Below are 16687 nucleotides of genomic sequence, written 5' to 3'. Positions count from 1 at the left end.
AAATTCCACTGGGATCAGCGCGGCACGGGAGCGTTGAACGTTCCCGTCGTTTCGTTCATGGCAACGGTGTCGCCATTGGGCAGGCCGGCAGTCACCGGCTTACTGACTTCAATGGTGTCCTGTTCGTGCATCACATCGTCCATGTCCGTGTCAGCCGTGGCTGCGTCGTTGGAGTTGGGGCGGCGCCGAACTTTGTCCGCCTTGTTACGCGAAAACTCAGAGCGAGAACCGCCGGTCGAAGAGACGGGCGAATCTCGCAGGATCGCTTGGAGCAATCCAAGGCTCAGGCCGAGCAGAAGGCCGACAACGGACAACAAGCCACGCATCGGACCGGACTTCTTGAGGTTCAATGTCGCGTCTTGAATCACGCTGACATCGGACATCTGCAATTCGTCCAGTTCTGAATTGACACGGGCTTCTTCCAGTGACCGTGCGTGTTCGCGATAGGTGTCCTCTGCCAATTCCGCTTCCCAGGTCAGTTCGGCCAAGCGGGTGGAGTCGTCGTTCAGGCGTCGCAGGTCCAGCTGAGTGGCGGCCAGGCGTTCGTTCACGGCATCACGGCGGCTCTTCAGTCCGACGGCTTTGGCGCGAATGGTTTGGAACTGGGTTTCGAGTTCCTGGTAGACCGGGTTGATTGCTTCGCGGCGTTCTTCGCGATCTTCGCGTTCCGCGTTGGCGAGCTGTGCGCTCTGCTGCATTTTTTCTTGCAGCAATTTGTAGCGGGGGTGGTTGGGGCTGACGCGGGAGAGTTCCTCGCCGTCCTGGATCTGCACGTCGTACAGTTGGCTTCGCATTTGGTCGCCCGCTACGTTGGCGATGCCCAGGGTGACTTCGACGGGGACCCATTCTTTGGTCCCGTCCAGTTGGCGACGCAGTTCTTCGGCTTGGCTGATCGCTTCGGCGAGTTCGCTGTCCGCGGTGTTCAGCTTCATCTCCAGGTCGATGATTCGTTCACGCAGTGTTTCTTCCGCGGAGGCGGCGCTGAGCCAGCCCATTTCATTGCGTGTTTCTTGCAAGGCTCGGCGTGTCGTCAAGGCTGTCTCGCGACTTTGCTTGGCTCGTTTCTCGAAGAAGGACTCCGATCCGTCCACGCTGTGAGCTTCGACGTGGTAGCGGCCGTATTCATCCATCACGGCTTGGACGACGGATTGGACCAGCAAGGGATCGTCGCCTTTGCCGGCCACCGCGACGGTGTAGCCGTTCTTCGCGATTTGGACGTTGATCGCTTGGGAGACCTTCTTGATCGCGTTTTCACGCTCCAATTGAGCTTGGTATTCTTCGGGGGTCAGTTCGCCGACGGTTTTGCCTTCGGACTTTGGCAACCAGGAGGTCAGCTGATGGTCCGATTTCAAGAACGCTTCAACGTCGTTCAGGCCGCGGTCGATCCAGGTGCGCGGTTGGTTGATTTTCTCAACGCCAATTCGTTTCACCGCGCGTTCCGCGATTTCCCGACTGCCGATCATCTCGCCGATGCTGACGACTTCCGCCGTGCGGCTTTCTTGCATCGAAACCGATTGAGTGGTTTTGGTGGTCGGATCCACGGCCAGTGCACCGCGTCCGAGGCGAACATACATCAAGCCTTCGCTTCGATACTGATTCGGCCAAACAATCAGGACAGCCACGACGGCCAGGGTCACCAAAAGCGTGGTGACGATGATCGACGGCAATCGGCGACGGAAGGACTGCAGGACTTCACTGGGAGTCACCATGGCCCATGATTCGGTGGGTGCGGAGGGCGACCAGGAACCTGCGGAGAACTGAGACGAACGTTTGTTCAGGCGGCTTGCTGAATTGGACGGGGTGGATTCTGGTTGAGATCGGCTCACGGGCAGCTCCAAGCACTTCGGGGGCAAAGGGGCAATCGTTACAATCGGCCCTGTAGTCAAAATGCCCACAACCAGCGCGAAGCCCCGATTCCCTTCAGCACGCGCAATCCATTGCCTTGGTCAGGCATCTTGTTCAAGTTGTAGTTGCCCGCTCAAAAAATGCGGGGGTGAATTTGCCCAGAATCCAGTAATGTCTGGGTGGAAACCACCATTCCAGTGGGTTGGGCGTTTATTCTCACCCAAGTGCATTTCGGTTTTTTCAAGTCGTTTTTACTCGAAAGTGTCCTGAACGCATGTTCTCACGTGTACCGGAGCCTTTACCGGACGATCCTGCCCTGGATGCGGCCGCCTACCAAGCGATGGATCATCGACAGGTGAACACTGCTTTTGTCGAGGATCTTCTCTCAGGGGGGTGTGTTGGCCCGCGGGTCATCGATCTGGGGTGTGGCCCCGCCGGGATCCCCCTGATCTTGAGTGAACGGTATCGCCAGTCCGAGGAGGTGGAGGGTCAGTCCGAGCGACCTTTCGCGGAAGGCCGATTGGAGATCATGGCAGTTGACTTCAGCGTGGACATGCTGGAGTTGGCACAGTTTGAGGTTGAGTTGGCTGGCATGCAGGACTTGGTGTTCTTGCAACAGATTGATCTGACGGATCCCGAAAGCCTGCAAGAGGACCTGGCTCAAACCATCATCAGCAACACGGTGCTGCATCATTTGCCCAACCCGATCACCGCGATTCAGGTCGCGGTGCGAGCCTTGATGCCGGGCGGACGTCTGTTCATTCGGGATCTGTTTCGCCCCGAAAACGAAGCTGAGATTGAACGTTTGGTCGAGTTGCATGCGGGATCGGATGCGAGCGTCGACGTTCCACCGGAATACGCTCCAGCTCAATTGCTGCGGCAATCGTTGTGGGCGGGGCTGACTTTGCAGGAATCTCGGGCGATGGTGGCCAGCGTGGGGATACCAGAGGAAGCCGTGCAGATGACAAGCGACCGACACTGGACGTTGGACTGGACGATGCCGGTTTGAGACTTGCCCGCCGAGTCGCCCGGATTGGAAGAAACAGCTGAGTCGTTCGAGCTGATTTTGTTGGGCAGGGCGGATGCTCCCGAAACGCCTTGGCTGTTACCATTCAAGATTGGGCGAAAGAGATTCGCCGGCAGTTCCAAATCGCACGAGACGCTCATGCAAGGCTATTTGCAACTCCTCGACGAAGTCCTGCACCGCGGGATCGATCGAGATGACCGAACCGGAGTTGGCACCCGCAGTTTGTTCGGGCGTCAAATGCGGTTTGACTTGGCAGACGGTTTTCCCTTGCTGACGACCAAGAAACTGCACATTCGTTCGATTTTGCATGAATTGTTGTGGTTCCTGCGTGGCGATACCAACATCGGTTATCTGAAGGAAAACAAAGTCTCCATCTGGGACGAATGGGCCGACGAGTCTGGCGACCTCGGCCCCGTGTACGGACACCAGTGGCGAAGTTGGGAGGGAGCTGACGGTCAAACGGTCGACCAGATCGGTTGGGTCGAGAACGAAATTCGCACGAATCCGCAGTCTCGTCGGTTGGTGGTTTCCGCTTGGAATGTGGCCGATGTGCCCAAGATGGCTTTGCCGCCCTGTCACTTGTTGTTTCAGTTCTATGTATCTGGTGGTCGGTTGTCGTGCCAGTTGTATCAACGGAGTGCGGATTTGTTTCTGGGCGTGCCGTTCAATATCGCTAGCTACGCGATGTTGACTTCGATGATGGCGCAGGTGACTGGTTTGAAGCCGGGTGAATTCGTCCACACACTGGGGGACGTGCATCTGTACAGCAACCATTTCGACCAAGCTCGTGAGCAGCTCAGCCGGACGCCTCGGTCATTGCCGGCGTTCCACATCAAGCGGGATGTGGCGACGATCACGGAATTCCAGTTTGATGATTTCGAATTGGAGAACTACGACCCGCATCCCCACATCAAGGCTCCGGTGGCAGTTTAACAGCGGTATGTGTGAAGTCAGTTCCCACCCTGATCCCAGGCCGTCGGATTCATCCGCACAGTCACTGGGGCCCGATTCAGCGAGCCAGGCCAACGAAACGGGGCATTCTGGGGGCGCGTCAGCCGAGCCCACCCGTTCGCAGGTCACTCCAGACACGTTGCCCACTGAAAGTGGCCCCGCCGATGGCGGTATGGGCCGCCGTATCACTGCCGTCGTTGCAGCGACCCCGGATGGCGTGATTGGGGATGAGCAAGACATGCCGTGGCGATTGTCCTCCGATTTGAAGAGGTTCAAGCAGACCACCATGGGGGGAGCGTTGATCATGGGCCGAAAGACATTTGAGTCGATCGGTCGGGTTCTGCCGGGGCGGCAAACCATCGTTCTCACTCGTCAGGATGATTGGAAGTTCCCTGGCACCCAGACTGCATCGGGCAAGCGGGACGCGATAGCGCTCGCAGCTCAGCGGCGGATTTTTGTGGTTGGTGGGGGGCAGATTTACCAGCAGTGGTTCCCGTGGTGCACTGATTTGTGGTGGACCAGGGTCTGGGCCAACATTTCCGGCGACACGCGGATCGAATTGCCGTTGGACGAGTTTGAGGTGGTGTCTCAGGCATCATTCCCGGTGACCGCGAAAGACGACTACCCAACCGACTGGTTGCGGATGCGTCGTCGAATTCCGAGCCCCAAGTTTTCCGAGTTGAACACCGCTGAGTAGCCCTCAAAACGGTCGGAATGGGCTCTCAGCGAATCAATCAGATGGCTTTGGGGCACAATTCTGGAGGGTTCTCAAGAAAACTCGGATGAGATTTCAGTGCGGGTGGGGTGCCCGCCGATGCATCCAATTCAACGTGGTTTCGGGGCTCTGCTGGAGGTTTCGGGCAAACGTTGATGTGGGGATGTGCCAAGCTGACGACTTCCCCGAAAAAAAATCCGGATTGCTTTTGTCGCTTCCACTTGAGCAAAAAGGGGGCCGACTGCTATAGTCCGCGATCCGCTGGCGAAGACGCACTTGCGTTTCATCGCCATCCAGCGCTTCTGAAGCGTAACAACGCACAAAATTAACCTCCTTCGCAGCTGCTCTCGGAGTATCGCCATGCCCCGTCTGATGGGCGTCGACATCCCCAACGACAAACAGATTCAATATTCGCTGACGTACCTGTATGGCCTTGGGCTGTACCGGGCTCGTGAGGTGTGTGAAAAATTGGGCATTGACCCAACTTCACCCGCCAGCGACATCAGCGATGAAGATGTAGGTCGCATCGCAGCCCTTCTCGAACGAGATTATCTCGTCGAGGGTCCGCTGCGTCGTCAAGTGACTCAAAACATTAGCCGCATGCGGGAGATCAAATCCTACCGCGGCATCCGGCACCGTGTCAGCTTGCCTGTTCGTGGGCAACGCACCAAGACCAATGCTCGGACCCGCAAAGGGCCTCGTAAGACGGTCGCTGGTAAGAAGGGCGTCAAGGATCTGCGCTAGTCGCAGGTTTGTCTTGATTCCATTTTCCTTCCTTTCCCCATTCATTGATCTGTTTGAGAAGTTTCGGTGGCAAAGACCAACAAGAAAAAACGCATCCGCAGAAATGTAAGCAACGGTGTTGCTCACGTTCACGCGACATTCAACAACACCACGGTGACCATCACGGACTCCAAGGGTGACACGTTGTGCTGGGCCAGTGCCGGAACCAGCGGTTTCAAGGGCAGTCGCAAAAGCACTCCTTTTGCCGGTCAGTGTGCTGCTCAACAGGCTGCTGAAAAAGCAACCAAGTTTGGCATGCGTGACGTCGAAGTTCGCGTCAAAGGGCCAGGGTCTGGTCGCGAAAGTGCCATCACGGCACTGCAAGCCGCTGGTTTGAACGTGAAATTGATCGAGGAAGTGACCCCCATCCCGCACAACGGTTGCCGTCCTCGCAAGAAACGCCGCGTCTAATTCCCGCTGACGCCGCTTCGTTTCTGATCAACCCCATCCCGCATCCATCAAAGGCCCAACATGACCATGCACATCCGCTGGCGCGGAATGGAACTGCCCAGTTCGCTCGAAGTCGATCGTGACTCGCTGACCCAAACCTACGGCAAGTTTTCTGCCGAGCCATTTGAGCGTGGTTTTGGTGCCAGCATCGGTAACAGCATGCGTCGCGTGCTGCTGAGCAGTTTGGTGGGCAGTGCCGTCACCCAAATCAAGATCCGTGGTGCTCAACACGAGTTCACCTCGATTCCAGGTGTTCTTGAAGATGTCACCGACATCGTTTTGAACGTCAAGTCGTTGATCGTCAGCAGCAACACCGACTCAACTCGAGTGATCACCGTGGAACGCAACACCGCTGGTGTTGTCACTGGTGCTGACGTTCAGACGGATGCGGACGTTGAAGTCATCAACAAAGACCACGTCATCTGCACGTTGACCGACGACGTTCCATTCATGATGGAAATGGTTGTTGAAACCGGTCGCGGTTATGTGCCCAGCACGGAACACAGCAGTGTGGATCACGAGATTGGAATCATTCCGATCGACGCGGTCTTCAGTCCTATCGTTCGTGTTCGTTACGAAGTGGAAGCGACTCGTGTCGGTCAAAAGACCAACTACGATCGTTTGATCCTCGAAATTTGGACTGACGGAACGATCAACCCAGAGATGGCGTTGACCGAAGCCGCCAAGATCCTTCGCAAACACCTCAACCCATTCGTGCAATACCGCGAATTGGGACCAAGCATTTTCTCCGCCGCTCGCGGTGGAGCTGGTTCGCCCGAAGCTCAGCTGGAAGCGAAGTTGAACATGACTCTCGCCGACCTGCGATTGTCGGTGCGTGCCAACAACTGCTTGGAAAGCGAAAACATCATGACTGTTCGCGACCTTGTGCAGCGAACCGAAGATTCATTGTTGGAAGTTCGCAATTTTGGCGACACAACTCTCAACGAAGTTCGTGAAAAGCTTTCGCAGTATGGGTTGCACCTCGGCATGCGTGTGCCGAATCAGCCTCTGTTTTAAGTGGAGACGCATCGCGTCTGCGGTGCACTCCCAACGACTTCAATCACCTTTCATTTCACTCCCATTCAATTTGACGGACTCGCGTCATGCGTCACCGCCGCAAAGGCCGCGTTCTCGGCCGCTCTCCAGCTCACCGCAAAGCATTGTTGCGGAACCTGTCTAGCGCCCTGTTCTTGACCGAACGTGACGCCAGCTTGGATGAAAATGCTCCCAAGGTCCCAGGTCGTATCATCACGACTTTGGAAAAGGCCAAGGAAGTTCGTCCTTTGGTTGAGAAATGCATCACGCTCGCAAAGCGTTCGATGGCAGCTCTCGAAGAAGCCAAGAAGTACGAAACGACCGCCGAGCGTGGTTCCGATGAATACAAGAAATGGCGTAAGAGCGAGCAGTGGACCAAGTGGGCCGACGCTCGTGCTCCTTATGTCAACGCTCAGCGTCGCGTTTTGCAATTGATCGGTGATCGCGAAGCCGTTTCGGTTTTGTTCGACACCATTGCAGAGCGTTTCGTCGATCGTCCCGGTGGTTACACTCGGATCATGCGTTTGGCCACACCTCGTTTGGGTGACGGCGGAACACGTGCGATTCTGGAACTGGTCGGCAAGAACGACCGGGTCACCCGTTCAGCTCAACGTCCTGCTTTTGAGCAAGACGCCCCTGAGAACACCTCGGCTCCTGAAGCCGAAGCGAAGTCCGAAGAAGAAACCGCTTCGGCTAGCTGAACCGCGTTCGCAAATCATTGAAAAAGAAAGCAGTCCAATTTGGGCTGCTTTTTTTATGCGCGTTCACTTGGGGGCGAGTGCGTCAGGAACTATTCTCTCCGGGATGGTGTGCTCGTTCTGAGCGAGTGTGCCCTCTTGTTTCTCAGTTCAGTCATTGGTGGTCGGAAGATGGATGCAGTGAAGCGAGTGTCGGTCGGGTTGGGATCGTGGATGCTGTTCTTTCTGGCTGCATTTCAACTGCCTTCCGTGGGTGAGGCGGCTGAGTTGGTGCGAGTGGATCGCATCTGGGATGAGGCGCATCACAACGCGTTCACGGACCTGGCTCGTTTTCAGGGACATTGGTTCTGCGTATTTCGTGAGGGCACGCGGCACGTCTCTGACGATGGTGCGTTGCGGGTGCTGCGGAGTGAAGATGGATTGAAGTGGGAATCTGTTGCGTTGATTGAAAGCGACACCGCCGATCTTCGCGACGCAAAATTGTCCGTGACACCTGATGGAAAGTTGCTGTTGAGCGGGGCTGGGGCGTTGCACGACGCGAGTCATGGAAGTCATCAGTCTTACAATTGGTTTTCGGATGATGGCGTGACCTGGAGTGAGCCAGTTGCCATTGGCAAGATCAGCGATTGGTTGTGGCGAACGTCTTGGTCACATGCCGGCAAGGGGTACAGCATTGGCTATCGGACTGCCGCTCCGGAGGATCGGTTCGTCCGTTTGTACGAGAGTGAGGACGGGCGTCAGTACGACGTGTTGGTCGACAACTTGATGATTGACGGCTATCCAAATGAATCTTCGATCCTGTTTTCGGAAGATGACACGGCGCACTGCTTGTTGCGCCGCGACGCCGGGAGCAAGTCAGGGATGTGGGGCGTTGCCAAGCCGCCTTACACCGATTGGAAATGGCAGGACATGGGAGTCCGGATTGGCGGGCCACACATGATTCGTTTGCCCAATGGCAAACTGGTTGCGGCGGTGCGTCTCTACGACGGGCAGGTTCGTACCTCGTTGTGCTGGATCGATCCAGAGACGGGTGCCTTGGATGAGTTTCTCGCGCTGCCATCCGGTGGCGACACGAGTTACGCCGGGTTGGTGTATCACGACGGTCTGCTGTGGGTGAGCTATTACTCGCAGCACGAGTCACTGGATGCGGAAGTCGAGACTGACTTCACAACGGCGATTTATGTTGCCCAGGTGAAGTTGGATTGATCTTTCGGTGATGGATTGGCGTGAGCTTGGTTGCGTCGTTGCCCTTTCGTTTTCATCGAATCTTCCAATGAATGCGGATGGTGGAACGCTACAATTCGCGACGAACTTCCTTCCCTTTGTTTTTGAGCGATATGACTGTTCGACGTGCGTTGTTGGTGTGGGGTGCTTGGGCCATGGCTGTGGTGTGGTGTTGCCCTACGGCGGCAGCATCGCCGAGTGATCGCGATGTGACATCGCAACGGGGCCACGCCGCAGATGCCACAGCCCACAGCGCCGCGGGTTGCGGGACAAAGAAGGTCGCAGCAGAAGGGGGTGATTCAGAAAGCGTCGAGTCAACCGAAATGGCGGCCGAGACAGCGGAATCCAATGAGCTGGACGGTAGGAATGGGGGTGACCTGTCACTGCATCGATACAACCCCAAGTCGCAGTTGAAGACGAAAGTCACGGAGGTGAGTCGGGCTGCGTTTCCGGTGGTCGACGTGCACACGCACTTCTTCTATCGATTGCGAATGAACCGCGAGGCTCTCGAAGATTTTGTCGCGGCCATGGACTGCAATCGCATCGCTTTGTGCGTTTCTCTGGACGGCAAGCTTGGCTCCCAGTTCCAGGAGCAAAAGGAGTTCTTGTGGAAAACGCATCGCGATCGTTTCGTGTTGTACGCCAACGTGGATTGGCGGTGCGACGGTGCGACGGACGATCCTTCCACCTGGGCGTGTCACCGACCTGGGTTTGCCGAGCGGACTGTCGAGCAATTGCGTGAGGCGGTCAAGCAAGGGGCTTCGGGACTGAAGCTGTTCAAGCGGTTTGGTTTGGGCCATCGCAATCCGGATGGCTCGCTGGTCAAGATTGATGATCCTCGATGGGATCCAATTTGGGCTGCGTGCGGTGAGCTTCAGATTCCGATCATCATTCACACCGCCGATCCGGCTGCCTTCTTCGATCCGGTTGACGAACGCAACGAACGCTGGGAAGAGTTGTCGCGGCATCCTGATTGGAGTTTTCATGGTGAGGAGTTCCCTTCTCGCGAAGAGCTTTTCGAAGCTCGCAATCGGATGATTGGAAAGCATCCCAAGACGCAGTTCATTGGAGCTCACATTGCCAACAGTCCCGAGGACCTGGCGTTGGTGAGCGAGTGGATGGAGCGGTATCCGAATTTGTGGCTTGAGCCTGCGTCACGAATCAACGAGCTTGGGCGTCAGCCTCGCGCAGCACGAGAGTTTTTGATCCGATACCAGGACCGGATTTTGTTTGGGACGGACGGTCCGTGGCCGAAGAAACGCCTGAAGTACTATTGGCGATTCTTTGAAACCAATGATGAGGCGTTTCCCTACAGCGAAAAGGAGCCACCGCCGCAAGGGTTGTGGCAGATCGATGGGGTGGATCTTCCTCCCCAGGTGCTCCGGAAGCTGTATTATGAGAACGCCACCAAGCTGATCCCCGGCGTTCGGGAACGGGTGGAAGCATTTGCCGCGCAGCATTCCTCGGATTGATCTCAACGAGACCGCATCATGACCATGTCCATTCCGGCCGCTCGCGAGATTCCATCGTTGGACGCCACTGATGTCGAAGCTTTTTTTCGCGATCATTACGCGACTGAGCAGCCTGTGATTTTTCGGGGTGTGACGCACGCGGACGGTGGTGCGGAAGAGGTTTGCCGATCTCTGTGTGACAAGATTGCGGTTGATACGTCCGTGACCGAGCGGTTGCTTTGGTATGACGTTCGGCAAGAGATCATTGACGATGCCTGCACCACGCCGCCCGTCGTGACGGAATCAATGAATCCGGACACCGCCTTCTTGCGAGACAACTGCGTTCGCGTTTGGTTCAACTCGGGAGGGCACACCACGCCGTGGCACTATGACGGTCACTCGTTGCACGTTTTTAATTTGCAGCTCAAAGGCAAGAAGCACTGGACGATCGTCGCCCCAGAAACGCCGCTTCCCAACATGCCATTCTCGAAGACTTGTTTGTTCGAGGACAACTCTTTGAAAGGCAAGCGGGTCTACGAGTTTGATTTGAACGAGGGCGACATGGTGTTTTTGCCTCGGTATTGGTTCCACCACGTGCACTCGATTGGCGAACTCAATGTCAACGTGAACTGGGTTCTGATGCCCAAGCAGCAGCCTGCCGCAACCAAGATTGCAGCGCGTGAATCAGAGATCCTGTGGTTGCTTCAGAAGACGAGGGGGGTGATGCCGTCGGGCGTCAAATGGATGCTTGATAATTTCGCAGGTGCGGGCGAACCAGCACTGAACACGTTGACGCAAGAGGTTTCTTTGGGGCGCGGTTTGAGTCGCGTGGCGAAGGAGGTGGTCCGCAGTCCGATGGTGATCTTGGCGATTCCCACCTTGATTCGAAAAGCCAGGACGGTGATGAAAGGAAAGAAGATTCTCAGCGGTCTGCTGCAAACGAGTCAGGCCGCCCAGAAGGCGGCCTGAGGTTGAATTTTAATGCTGAGCTGGGCGGAGCAGGTTTGGCTGCTCGCTCGGTCGATCAATGTTCGTGATCGAAGTCAGGTTTCTTGCCTTCGTAAGCTTCGTAGAAGGCGAAGATCGATTCTTCGAGAGCTTTGGCGGTCGCAGGGTCTGCGGACTGCTTGGCTTTCATGGCGTTGACGATCACCTTGTGAGCGGCCATCAGTTTCTTGCCATAGGCAGGGTCGTCCGTTTTGATCCGCTGAGCCATGAAGTAGGCCGCGATCGTGTTTTGGATGCGAGTGGCGTGGTCTTCTTTGGTGGTGACCCAACGAACGGCTTGGTTGACCGATTGGGCATCGGCCTTGCCAGCCAAGGAATTGATTTCGGTTTGGGCTTTCGAAATCGTGTGCTCGTCTTCCAGCATTTCTTCAAAGCGACGTTGGTCGCCATAGATTCCGCAAGGAACTTGGCAGTGAGCCGAGGCAATGGTGGCAAACACGAGTGTCAGGATGGTCGAGGCAAACAGGCGGTTCATATTGTGGTCCAGTTCGGGGATTGGAGCGAAAGAGCGAGGCTGTCCGGTGGGCGCAAGTTAACTTGCACCGCCTTCCAATTGTACCGACTTCTTCTGCCGGTGCGGCGCAAGCTCCACCTCACCCAAAGATTGCCAAGAGTTCCTGGTCCGGCAGGCTGGCGATGTTTGCCACCGCATCGGCGTTCAGCCCATAGTTGGCGACCGTCGAGCGAACCATTTTGTGTGAGCGTTGGGGCGACAGCAGCAGTTCAAACGCGATGGCGAGTGGTGGGATGCCGCTGAGTGGATCCTGCCTCAGACGCATCATCTCAGGCTGGGAATCGCGATAGCCCTGTCGGTGACGGAGTCGGTTCACGCATTCGTGCCACACCGCCGCTCGCGAGTTGGTCTGCATGGCTTGGTCGAGCAGCGCTGTCAGGAATTGGTGAGATTTGACCCCCGCGACGCCTGTGGCGACCGGCGACGACGGCGGGATCTCTTGGAGCGAAACGTTCACCAGGATTTCGCACAAGTTGACTCCGGCTAGCATCGCATTGACGGTTTCGCCAATTCGCGGGTTGGCCTCGATGAATTGATGACGACGGGATGCTTCGTCGTAGAAATATTCGACGAAGAGGGCTCCGTGCCAGTCCAGTGACTGACCAAGTTGTCGGACGTCATCAGCGACATTTTCACGATGCGTGCTGACCCGAACAATAGGAGCACCGCCGACACCACGTCGAAGTGACATCGCATCGTGCCAGGCAACGAGGCGACCGCGATCAAAAATGGCTTGCAGGATCGACAGTTCGCCGGGGGCTGCTGATTGCAGGACAATTTCTTGGTTGGGAAGAGAGTCGCTGTTGGCCGTTTGCTCGTTTACCCATTCAAGCATCTCCGTGGGGTCGTGAATTGCGATCACGCCTCGTCCGGCGGTTCCATGTGCCGTTTTGAGGAAGCACGGGAAATCGGATTGTGCCAGGCAGCCTTCACGGAGCGTTTCGAGTGACGTGCCGTCAATGATCCGAGTCTTGGGTTGAGGTAGGCCCTGTTCTTTCATCACCCGTGCAAAGTTGGCTTTGTTTTGCAATCGGTCGATCGCTTCAAAGGTTGGCAACGCCACGCCAACATGGTTTTGAAGTTGATCTCGCACGCGACTGAGCAGGTAGGCTTGCTCGTGCGTGGCGATGACCACGTCATAACCGTGAGCGTCGATCAGTTCTTTCAGTCGTCGCAGGTACGCGATCGGATCGACGGAAGACAGCGGGCATCGGTGCCAGTGTCTCACGAACGTGCTGAAACGGCCTTGACTGAGTGCTGCTGAATCCATCACGTCGATCGTGTGTCGGCCGCCTAGGCAGTGCAGTGTTTGGCGAGCCGACGTGCTCGATCCTTCCGTCAACAGGATTCGCCGCGATTTGCTCATCGCGATTGAATCGTTTGAAAACGTTCGATGACTTCTTCGCGGGTGAAAAACTTGCCGGCTCCGCGTTGCTCGATTTCGTGGGCCAGGTCGATCACCATTTGGTTGCAGGGGGCCGTCGTGCCGTGCCGCTCAGCCAAGCGAACGATCTCACCGAGGGTGTGGTCGACTTCGGTGCCTTTGCCTTTGAGCAGATCCTGGTACAGAGAAAACTGAATCGGTCGGCGATTGAAGATCAGCTTGGCACCCGTGCCAACGATCGGGCCGAGCAATCGAGAGTCGAGCTTTCCGAAGAAGCCTCGCAGTTTTCGGATGTCGGGAAGTTTGGGAATGTTGGCAAGTTGGATGCCCGCCGTCTCGAAAACTCGCAAGCATTCATCGGCCAGTGGTTTGCCCACGGCAGTTCGCCAACCGCGATGGCAGACGGCTTCGGTGATGAAGTTGGACTGCGAGAGCGAGGCCGCGTAACCGGGGGAGTTGATCGCCAGTTTGTTGTACCGCACACCTTCGACATTGCGTTCTTCAAAAATGCGAAAGCCAGTCTTCTCAAGCGTCTTGGTCGCGGCGGTCGCGGAGGCCGCGTTGGTGCCTTGGGCATTGGGGCCGAGGACGATTGTGCCTTTGAACTGCAGGCTGGCGGTGCCGGGTTCAGGAACGGTCACATTGGTGGCGGTGATTCCCATGACCAAGTGGTCTTCGTCGACGTGTTGCAGCAAGGCTTCGTCATTGAATCCGTTTTGAACGGACACGACGATGGCTGAACCAAGGTAGGGGGCGACCGTGGCGATGGCTTCGGCGGTGGCTTGCGACTTGACCGTTACCAGGACCAGGTCCGAGTCCGCGATGTCGGCTGGGTTGTCGGTGCCTTGGACTTGGACGTCACGGGTCGGCCAGGGGCCCTGCAGTTGGACGCGTCCGCTATCACGGATGGTCTGAATGTGTGGCCCGCGTCCAAGCAAGACAACTTGGCAAGACGGGTCGTTGTCGCGGATCAAAGCTCCGAGCATGGTGCCGATCGCGCCGGCCCCAAGAACACTGATTTTCATAGCGGGATGTCGGTCATGAGAGATTGAAAAGGGCCGGCGCAAAAAATTCGATGAGTGATGATAACGGGCCAGCGCTGGCTCTTTAAGTGACGCTCGCCGAATTGAAGCACGCGGTGGATGTGCGTTCACGCGAGGCGTCGATCCCGGTTGGCCTGCTCAGTGGGGAGGGGATGGATCCAGTTGCCGGAGGGTTTGCATGAACTCGGGGTCATTCGTCAGGCACGGGTGTTTGTACTCTTCGAAATTGCCTCGTTTCGAGGTCTTGTTGAGTCGCAGCTTTTCCCAGGTGCCGGCGGGAACGCGAGTGACCTGGATTGGCTCGATGCGTCCACTGGCACACTTGTCGGCGTACTCGCAGTTGACTTGCGACAATTGGTGTTGCAGTTCTTTGCCAATCTGTTCGCAGAGATTGGGCAGCGAGGCATCGTCCAGGACCAGGTGGTAACGCGGGCGTTCGCCCAGCGTCGGAGCTAGCGTGAAGGTGCAGGATGGAACGTTGAGGGTTTGCAGGGTTTGCTGCATTGCCTGCATGACTTGATGTTCGCTGAGTTTTTCACCTGTGAAGCTGCAGAAGTTTTTGCCTTTGTTGAGGAACGACAGCATGGGGGTTTGGCCACAGTAACCATCGCATCGCACGAGATCGTGAATGTCGTAGCGATACAGGCCGCTGGCTGTTGTCAGCACGATGAAGTAGTTCTCGCCCTCGGTCAGTTCGGAAGCTTCCAGCACGTTTGGTTGGCTGCTGTCGCGTTCGGATTCAGGGATGAATTCAAAGTGGTGGCTGCTGTAGTCGAGCATGCCTGATGGCGAGCCGTTTTGCAGAGGAACCGTCATCCTGCCTTCGCTGGCCGAGAGCCCGTGGTCACGGATCGCCGCGTCGCCGTAGTACTCGGGCAACTGGTTCAGGTAGATGCCAACGGAGCCACCGGTCCACACGGCCAGCAGTGTGAGGTCAGGCCAGGCGTCTTTGGGGTACAGGTGGCCGGTTCGGTCGACAATTTGTTGCAGTTGCCGTGCTCGGCGAGGGTTGGGCCGCAGGCGAGATCGAAGTCGTTGCCGGATCGTATCGGGAATCGGCTGGTCGCCGGTGAGCGTGCCGTCGTGGATGTCCCGAATCAGCGTGTCCTTCATGGAGTCGGCAAACTTGGCGACTTCGACCAGCGTGCTCGGATTGGCGGTGACGATTTTTCCAACGCGGTCGCATGCGAGGCTGAGTCGCAGTGCGGTGTAGTGTTTGGCCAGGTGTTCCGTGATTTGGATGACGCAAGAGGGCAGGACAAACAGCGACCCGATGTAGAACGGTCGCGTTTCCGCGGCCAGCCCGCTGATGTTTCCGCAGGGGGCACCGGAAGGAGTTTGGGTGACGTTCCAGTGGCTCGAGAACTGAAGCGATTTCATTTGCAGAAGGTGCGGGTAATCGCGGTAGACCCCCGTGCCCCAGTATTGCCAGCCGGCTTTGTAGTGGCGGTAAAAGTCTTCGGTGACCGGGATCATTTTGGGGTGATCGGTGGTTCCCGAAGTCGTCGCGAACATGACGACTTTGGTGTTCTCGGGGAACAGAGCCGTCGTTTCGCCTTGGATCACCCGTTCCACATAGGGGCGAGCTTCGTCGTAGCCGGCAATCGGCACGCGGCGTCGGTAATCTTCGAGCGTGCGGATTTCAGAAAAACCGTGGTCGCGGCCGAAACCGGTGTCCGCATTTTGCTGAATTCGCTGAAGCAGGTTTTCTCGCTGGATCTCGCGCGCACGCTCTGCCGTGGCGAGATACCGTTCCAGGCGGCCGACCTTGTATCGCAGCATCGAACGCCGCAGCAGCGTCATGGGATCGGGGGACATGGTGAGCGGGCTCCCTCGGTCGGAATGGGCCAATCAGCTCAGAATGTTCTCGGCGTCCTTTGTCCGTCGCGAATCCAGGGCGTGGGGCGCGGATGCAATTTGCGTCCGAGGCAGGCCACGGTGGAGGCTGAGATCGGTCCGCTGTGCGCAGCGATGGCGAGGCAATCTGAGTTGTCTGGAGGACCTTTGTAGTCCCCCAGATGGCCGGTGCCAAGTTGAGGGCAGTGTCCTCAAAGCGATTTGCCACCGCTCAGGAGTACGTGTGTTCCTGTTGGTGGCTCCGTGTCACCGTGCCCAATAGGGGCTCTGTTGGGCGGGTTTTCCGGTCTGCCAAGCTGGGATCGGTCAGAAGGGCGCTTCGTCGTCCACTTCGTTGAACGCGTCATTGGCTGCTTCGGTGCCTCCGCCGCCCGTTCCGCCTGATGCACCGACCACTTTGTAGGAAAGGGCCTCGACGCTCACGAAGTATTTGACTTCGCTTTGCGGGTCACGCTGCCATTTCCGGCCGTTCAGACGGTAGGCGACTTCGACTTCGTCGCCCATGTTCATCTCGTCGACGCTGTCGCAAGCGTCGCGAGTGAATTCGATGGGGATGTAGTTGCTGAAGCTGCCTTTGTCTTGTTCGAGAACGACCATCCGTTTGCGAAACCCTTTTTGACCGTAAGTCTTGGTTTCTTCGATCACGTGGACCACGCCTCGAACTGTTGAATCACTCATCTCGCTACTCGCCCGCATGTTTCT

Annotated in this window: 16 protein-coding genes; 10 read left to right on the top strand and 6 right to left on the bottom strand. The window is 56.9% G+C overall.

Translation table 11 applies throughout. The annotated features are described in order from the left end of the window. Positions 1-14: 14 nt before the first annotated feature. Positions 15-1826, bottom strand: a complete 1812-nt coding sequence (locus RISK_RS13935; protein ID WP_047815056.1) for a GumC family protein — start codon at positions 1824-1826, stop codon at positions 15-17. A 374-nt stretch (positions 1827-2200) separates the two neighbouring features. On the opposite strand from RISK_RS13935, the gene RISK_RS13930 reads away from it, so the two are divergent. The 10 genes from RISK_RS13930 to RISK_RS13880 all read left to right on the top strand — a co-directional run bounded on the left by RISK_RS13930 (position 2201) and on the right by RISK_RS13880 (position 11148). Next, positions 2201-2854, top strand: coding sequence for a class I SAM-dependent methyltransferase (locus tag RISK_RS13930; protein WP_236696291.1), 654 nt, complete (start codon positions 2201-2203; stop codon positions 2852-2854). A 156-nt stretch (positions 2855-3010) separates the two neighbouring features. Continuing rightward, on the top strand, positions 3011-3805 hold the full coding sequence (locus RISK_RS13925; RefSeq protein ID WP_047815055.1) for a thymidylate synthase: 795 nt from the start codon (positions 3011-3013) through the stop codon (positions 3803-3805). A gap of 157 nt (positions 3806-3962) precedes the next feature. Next, positions 3963-4520 carry a dihydrofolate reductase gene (locus tag RISK_RS13920; protein ID WP_236696290.1) on the top strand — a complete coding sequence of 186 codons (558 nt, stop codon included), beginning with the start codon at positions 3963-3965 and terminating at the stop codon, positions 4518-4520. 390 nt (positions 4521-4910) lie between these two features. After that, complete coding sequence (rpsM, locus tag RISK_RS13910) at positions 4911-5282, top strand: 30S ribosomal protein S13 (protein WP_007328402.1); 372 nt, start codon at positions 4911-4913, stop codon at positions 5280-5282. A gap of 66 nt (positions 5283-5348) precedes the next feature. Further along, on the top strand, positions 5349-5732 hold the full coding sequence (gene rpsK, locus RISK_RS13905; RefSeq protein ID WP_047814917.1) for a 30S ribosomal protein S11: 384 nt from the start codon (positions 5349-5351) through the stop codon (positions 5730-5732). Positions 5733-5792: 60 nt separating this feature from the next. Continuing rightward, complete coding sequence (locus RISK_RS13900) at positions 5793-6788, top strand: DNA-directed RNA polymerase subunit alpha (protein WP_047814916.1); 996 nt, start codon at positions 5793-5795, stop codon at positions 6786-6788. A gap of 86 nt (positions 6789-6874) precedes the next feature. Next, entirely contained in the window at positions 6875-7507 is a 633-nt protein-coding gene (locus RISK_RS13895) for a bL17 family ribosomal protein (RefSeq protein WP_047814915.1), read from the top strand. 135 nt (positions 7508-7642) lie between these two features. After that, entirely contained in the window at positions 7643-8710 is a 1068-nt protein-coding gene (locus RISK_RS13890) for a sialidase family protein (protein WP_236696289.1), read from the top strand. A gap of 131 nt (positions 8711-8841) precedes the next feature. Further along, positions 8842-10200, top strand: a complete 1359-nt coding sequence (locus RISK_RS13885) for an amidohydrolase family protein (protein WP_047815054.1) — start codon at positions 8842-8844, stop codon at positions 10198-10200. An 18-nt stretch (positions 10201-10218) separates the two neighbouring features. Continuing rightward, positions 10219-11148, top strand: a complete 930-nt coding sequence (locus RISK_RS13880) for a cupin-like domain-containing protein (protein WP_047814913.1) — start codon at positions 10219-10221, stop codon at positions 11146-11148. A 55-nt stretch (positions 11149-11203) separates the two neighbouring features. Here RISK_RS13880 and RISK_RS13875 read toward each other — a convergent pair whose 3' ends face one another. The 5 genes from RISK_RS13875 to RISK_RS13855 all read right to left on the bottom strand — a co-directional run bounded on the left by RISK_RS13875 (position 11204) and on the right by RISK_RS13855 (position 16663). Continuing rightward, positions 11204-11662: a superoxide dismutase, Ni gene (locus RISK_RS13875; RefSeq protein ID WP_236696288.1), complete on the bottom strand. Its 459-nt coding sequence runs from the start codon at positions 11660-11662 to the stop codon at positions 11204-11206. Between the two features lie 118 nt (positions 11663-11780). After that, the gene (locus tag RISK_RS13870; RefSeq protein WP_047814911.1) at positions 11781-13067 is read right to left on the bottom strand and encodes an ATP-grasp domain-containing protein; all 1287 of its coding nucleotides are present in this window, start codon (positions 13065-13067) and stop codon (positions 11781-11783) included. Continuing rightward, a complete protein-coding gene (locus RISK_RS13865; RefSeq protein WP_047814910.1) occupies positions 13064-14110 on the bottom strand; it encodes a ketopantoate reductase family protein in 1047 nt (348 codons plus the stop codon). The genes RISK_RS13870 and RISK_RS13865 overlap by 4 nt, the downstream gene beginning before the upstream one ends. Positions 14111-14266: 156 nt before the next feature. Beyond that, positions 14267-15946: a GH3 auxin-responsive promoter family protein gene (locus RISK_RS13860; RefSeq protein WP_047814909.1), complete on the bottom strand. Its 1680-nt coding sequence runs from the start codon at positions 15944-15946 to the stop codon at positions 14267-14269. Positions 15947-16291: 345 nt separating this feature from the next. Beyond that, positions 16292-16663: a DUF3127 domain-containing protein gene (locus RISK_RS13855; RefSeq protein ID WP_047814908.1), complete on the bottom strand. Its 372-nt coding sequence runs from the start codon at positions 16661-16663 to the stop codon at positions 16292-16294. Between the last annotated feature and the right edge of the window lie 24 nt (positions 16664-16687).

Source organism: Rhodopirellula islandica (assembly GCF_001027925.1).
Classification (GTDB): Bacteria; Planctomycetota; Planctomycetia; order Pirellulales; family Pirellulaceae; genus Rhodopirellula; species Rhodopirellula islandica.
Note: the sequence above shows the minus strand (reverse complement) of the source record. Positions and strands in the feature narration are given on the sequence as shown.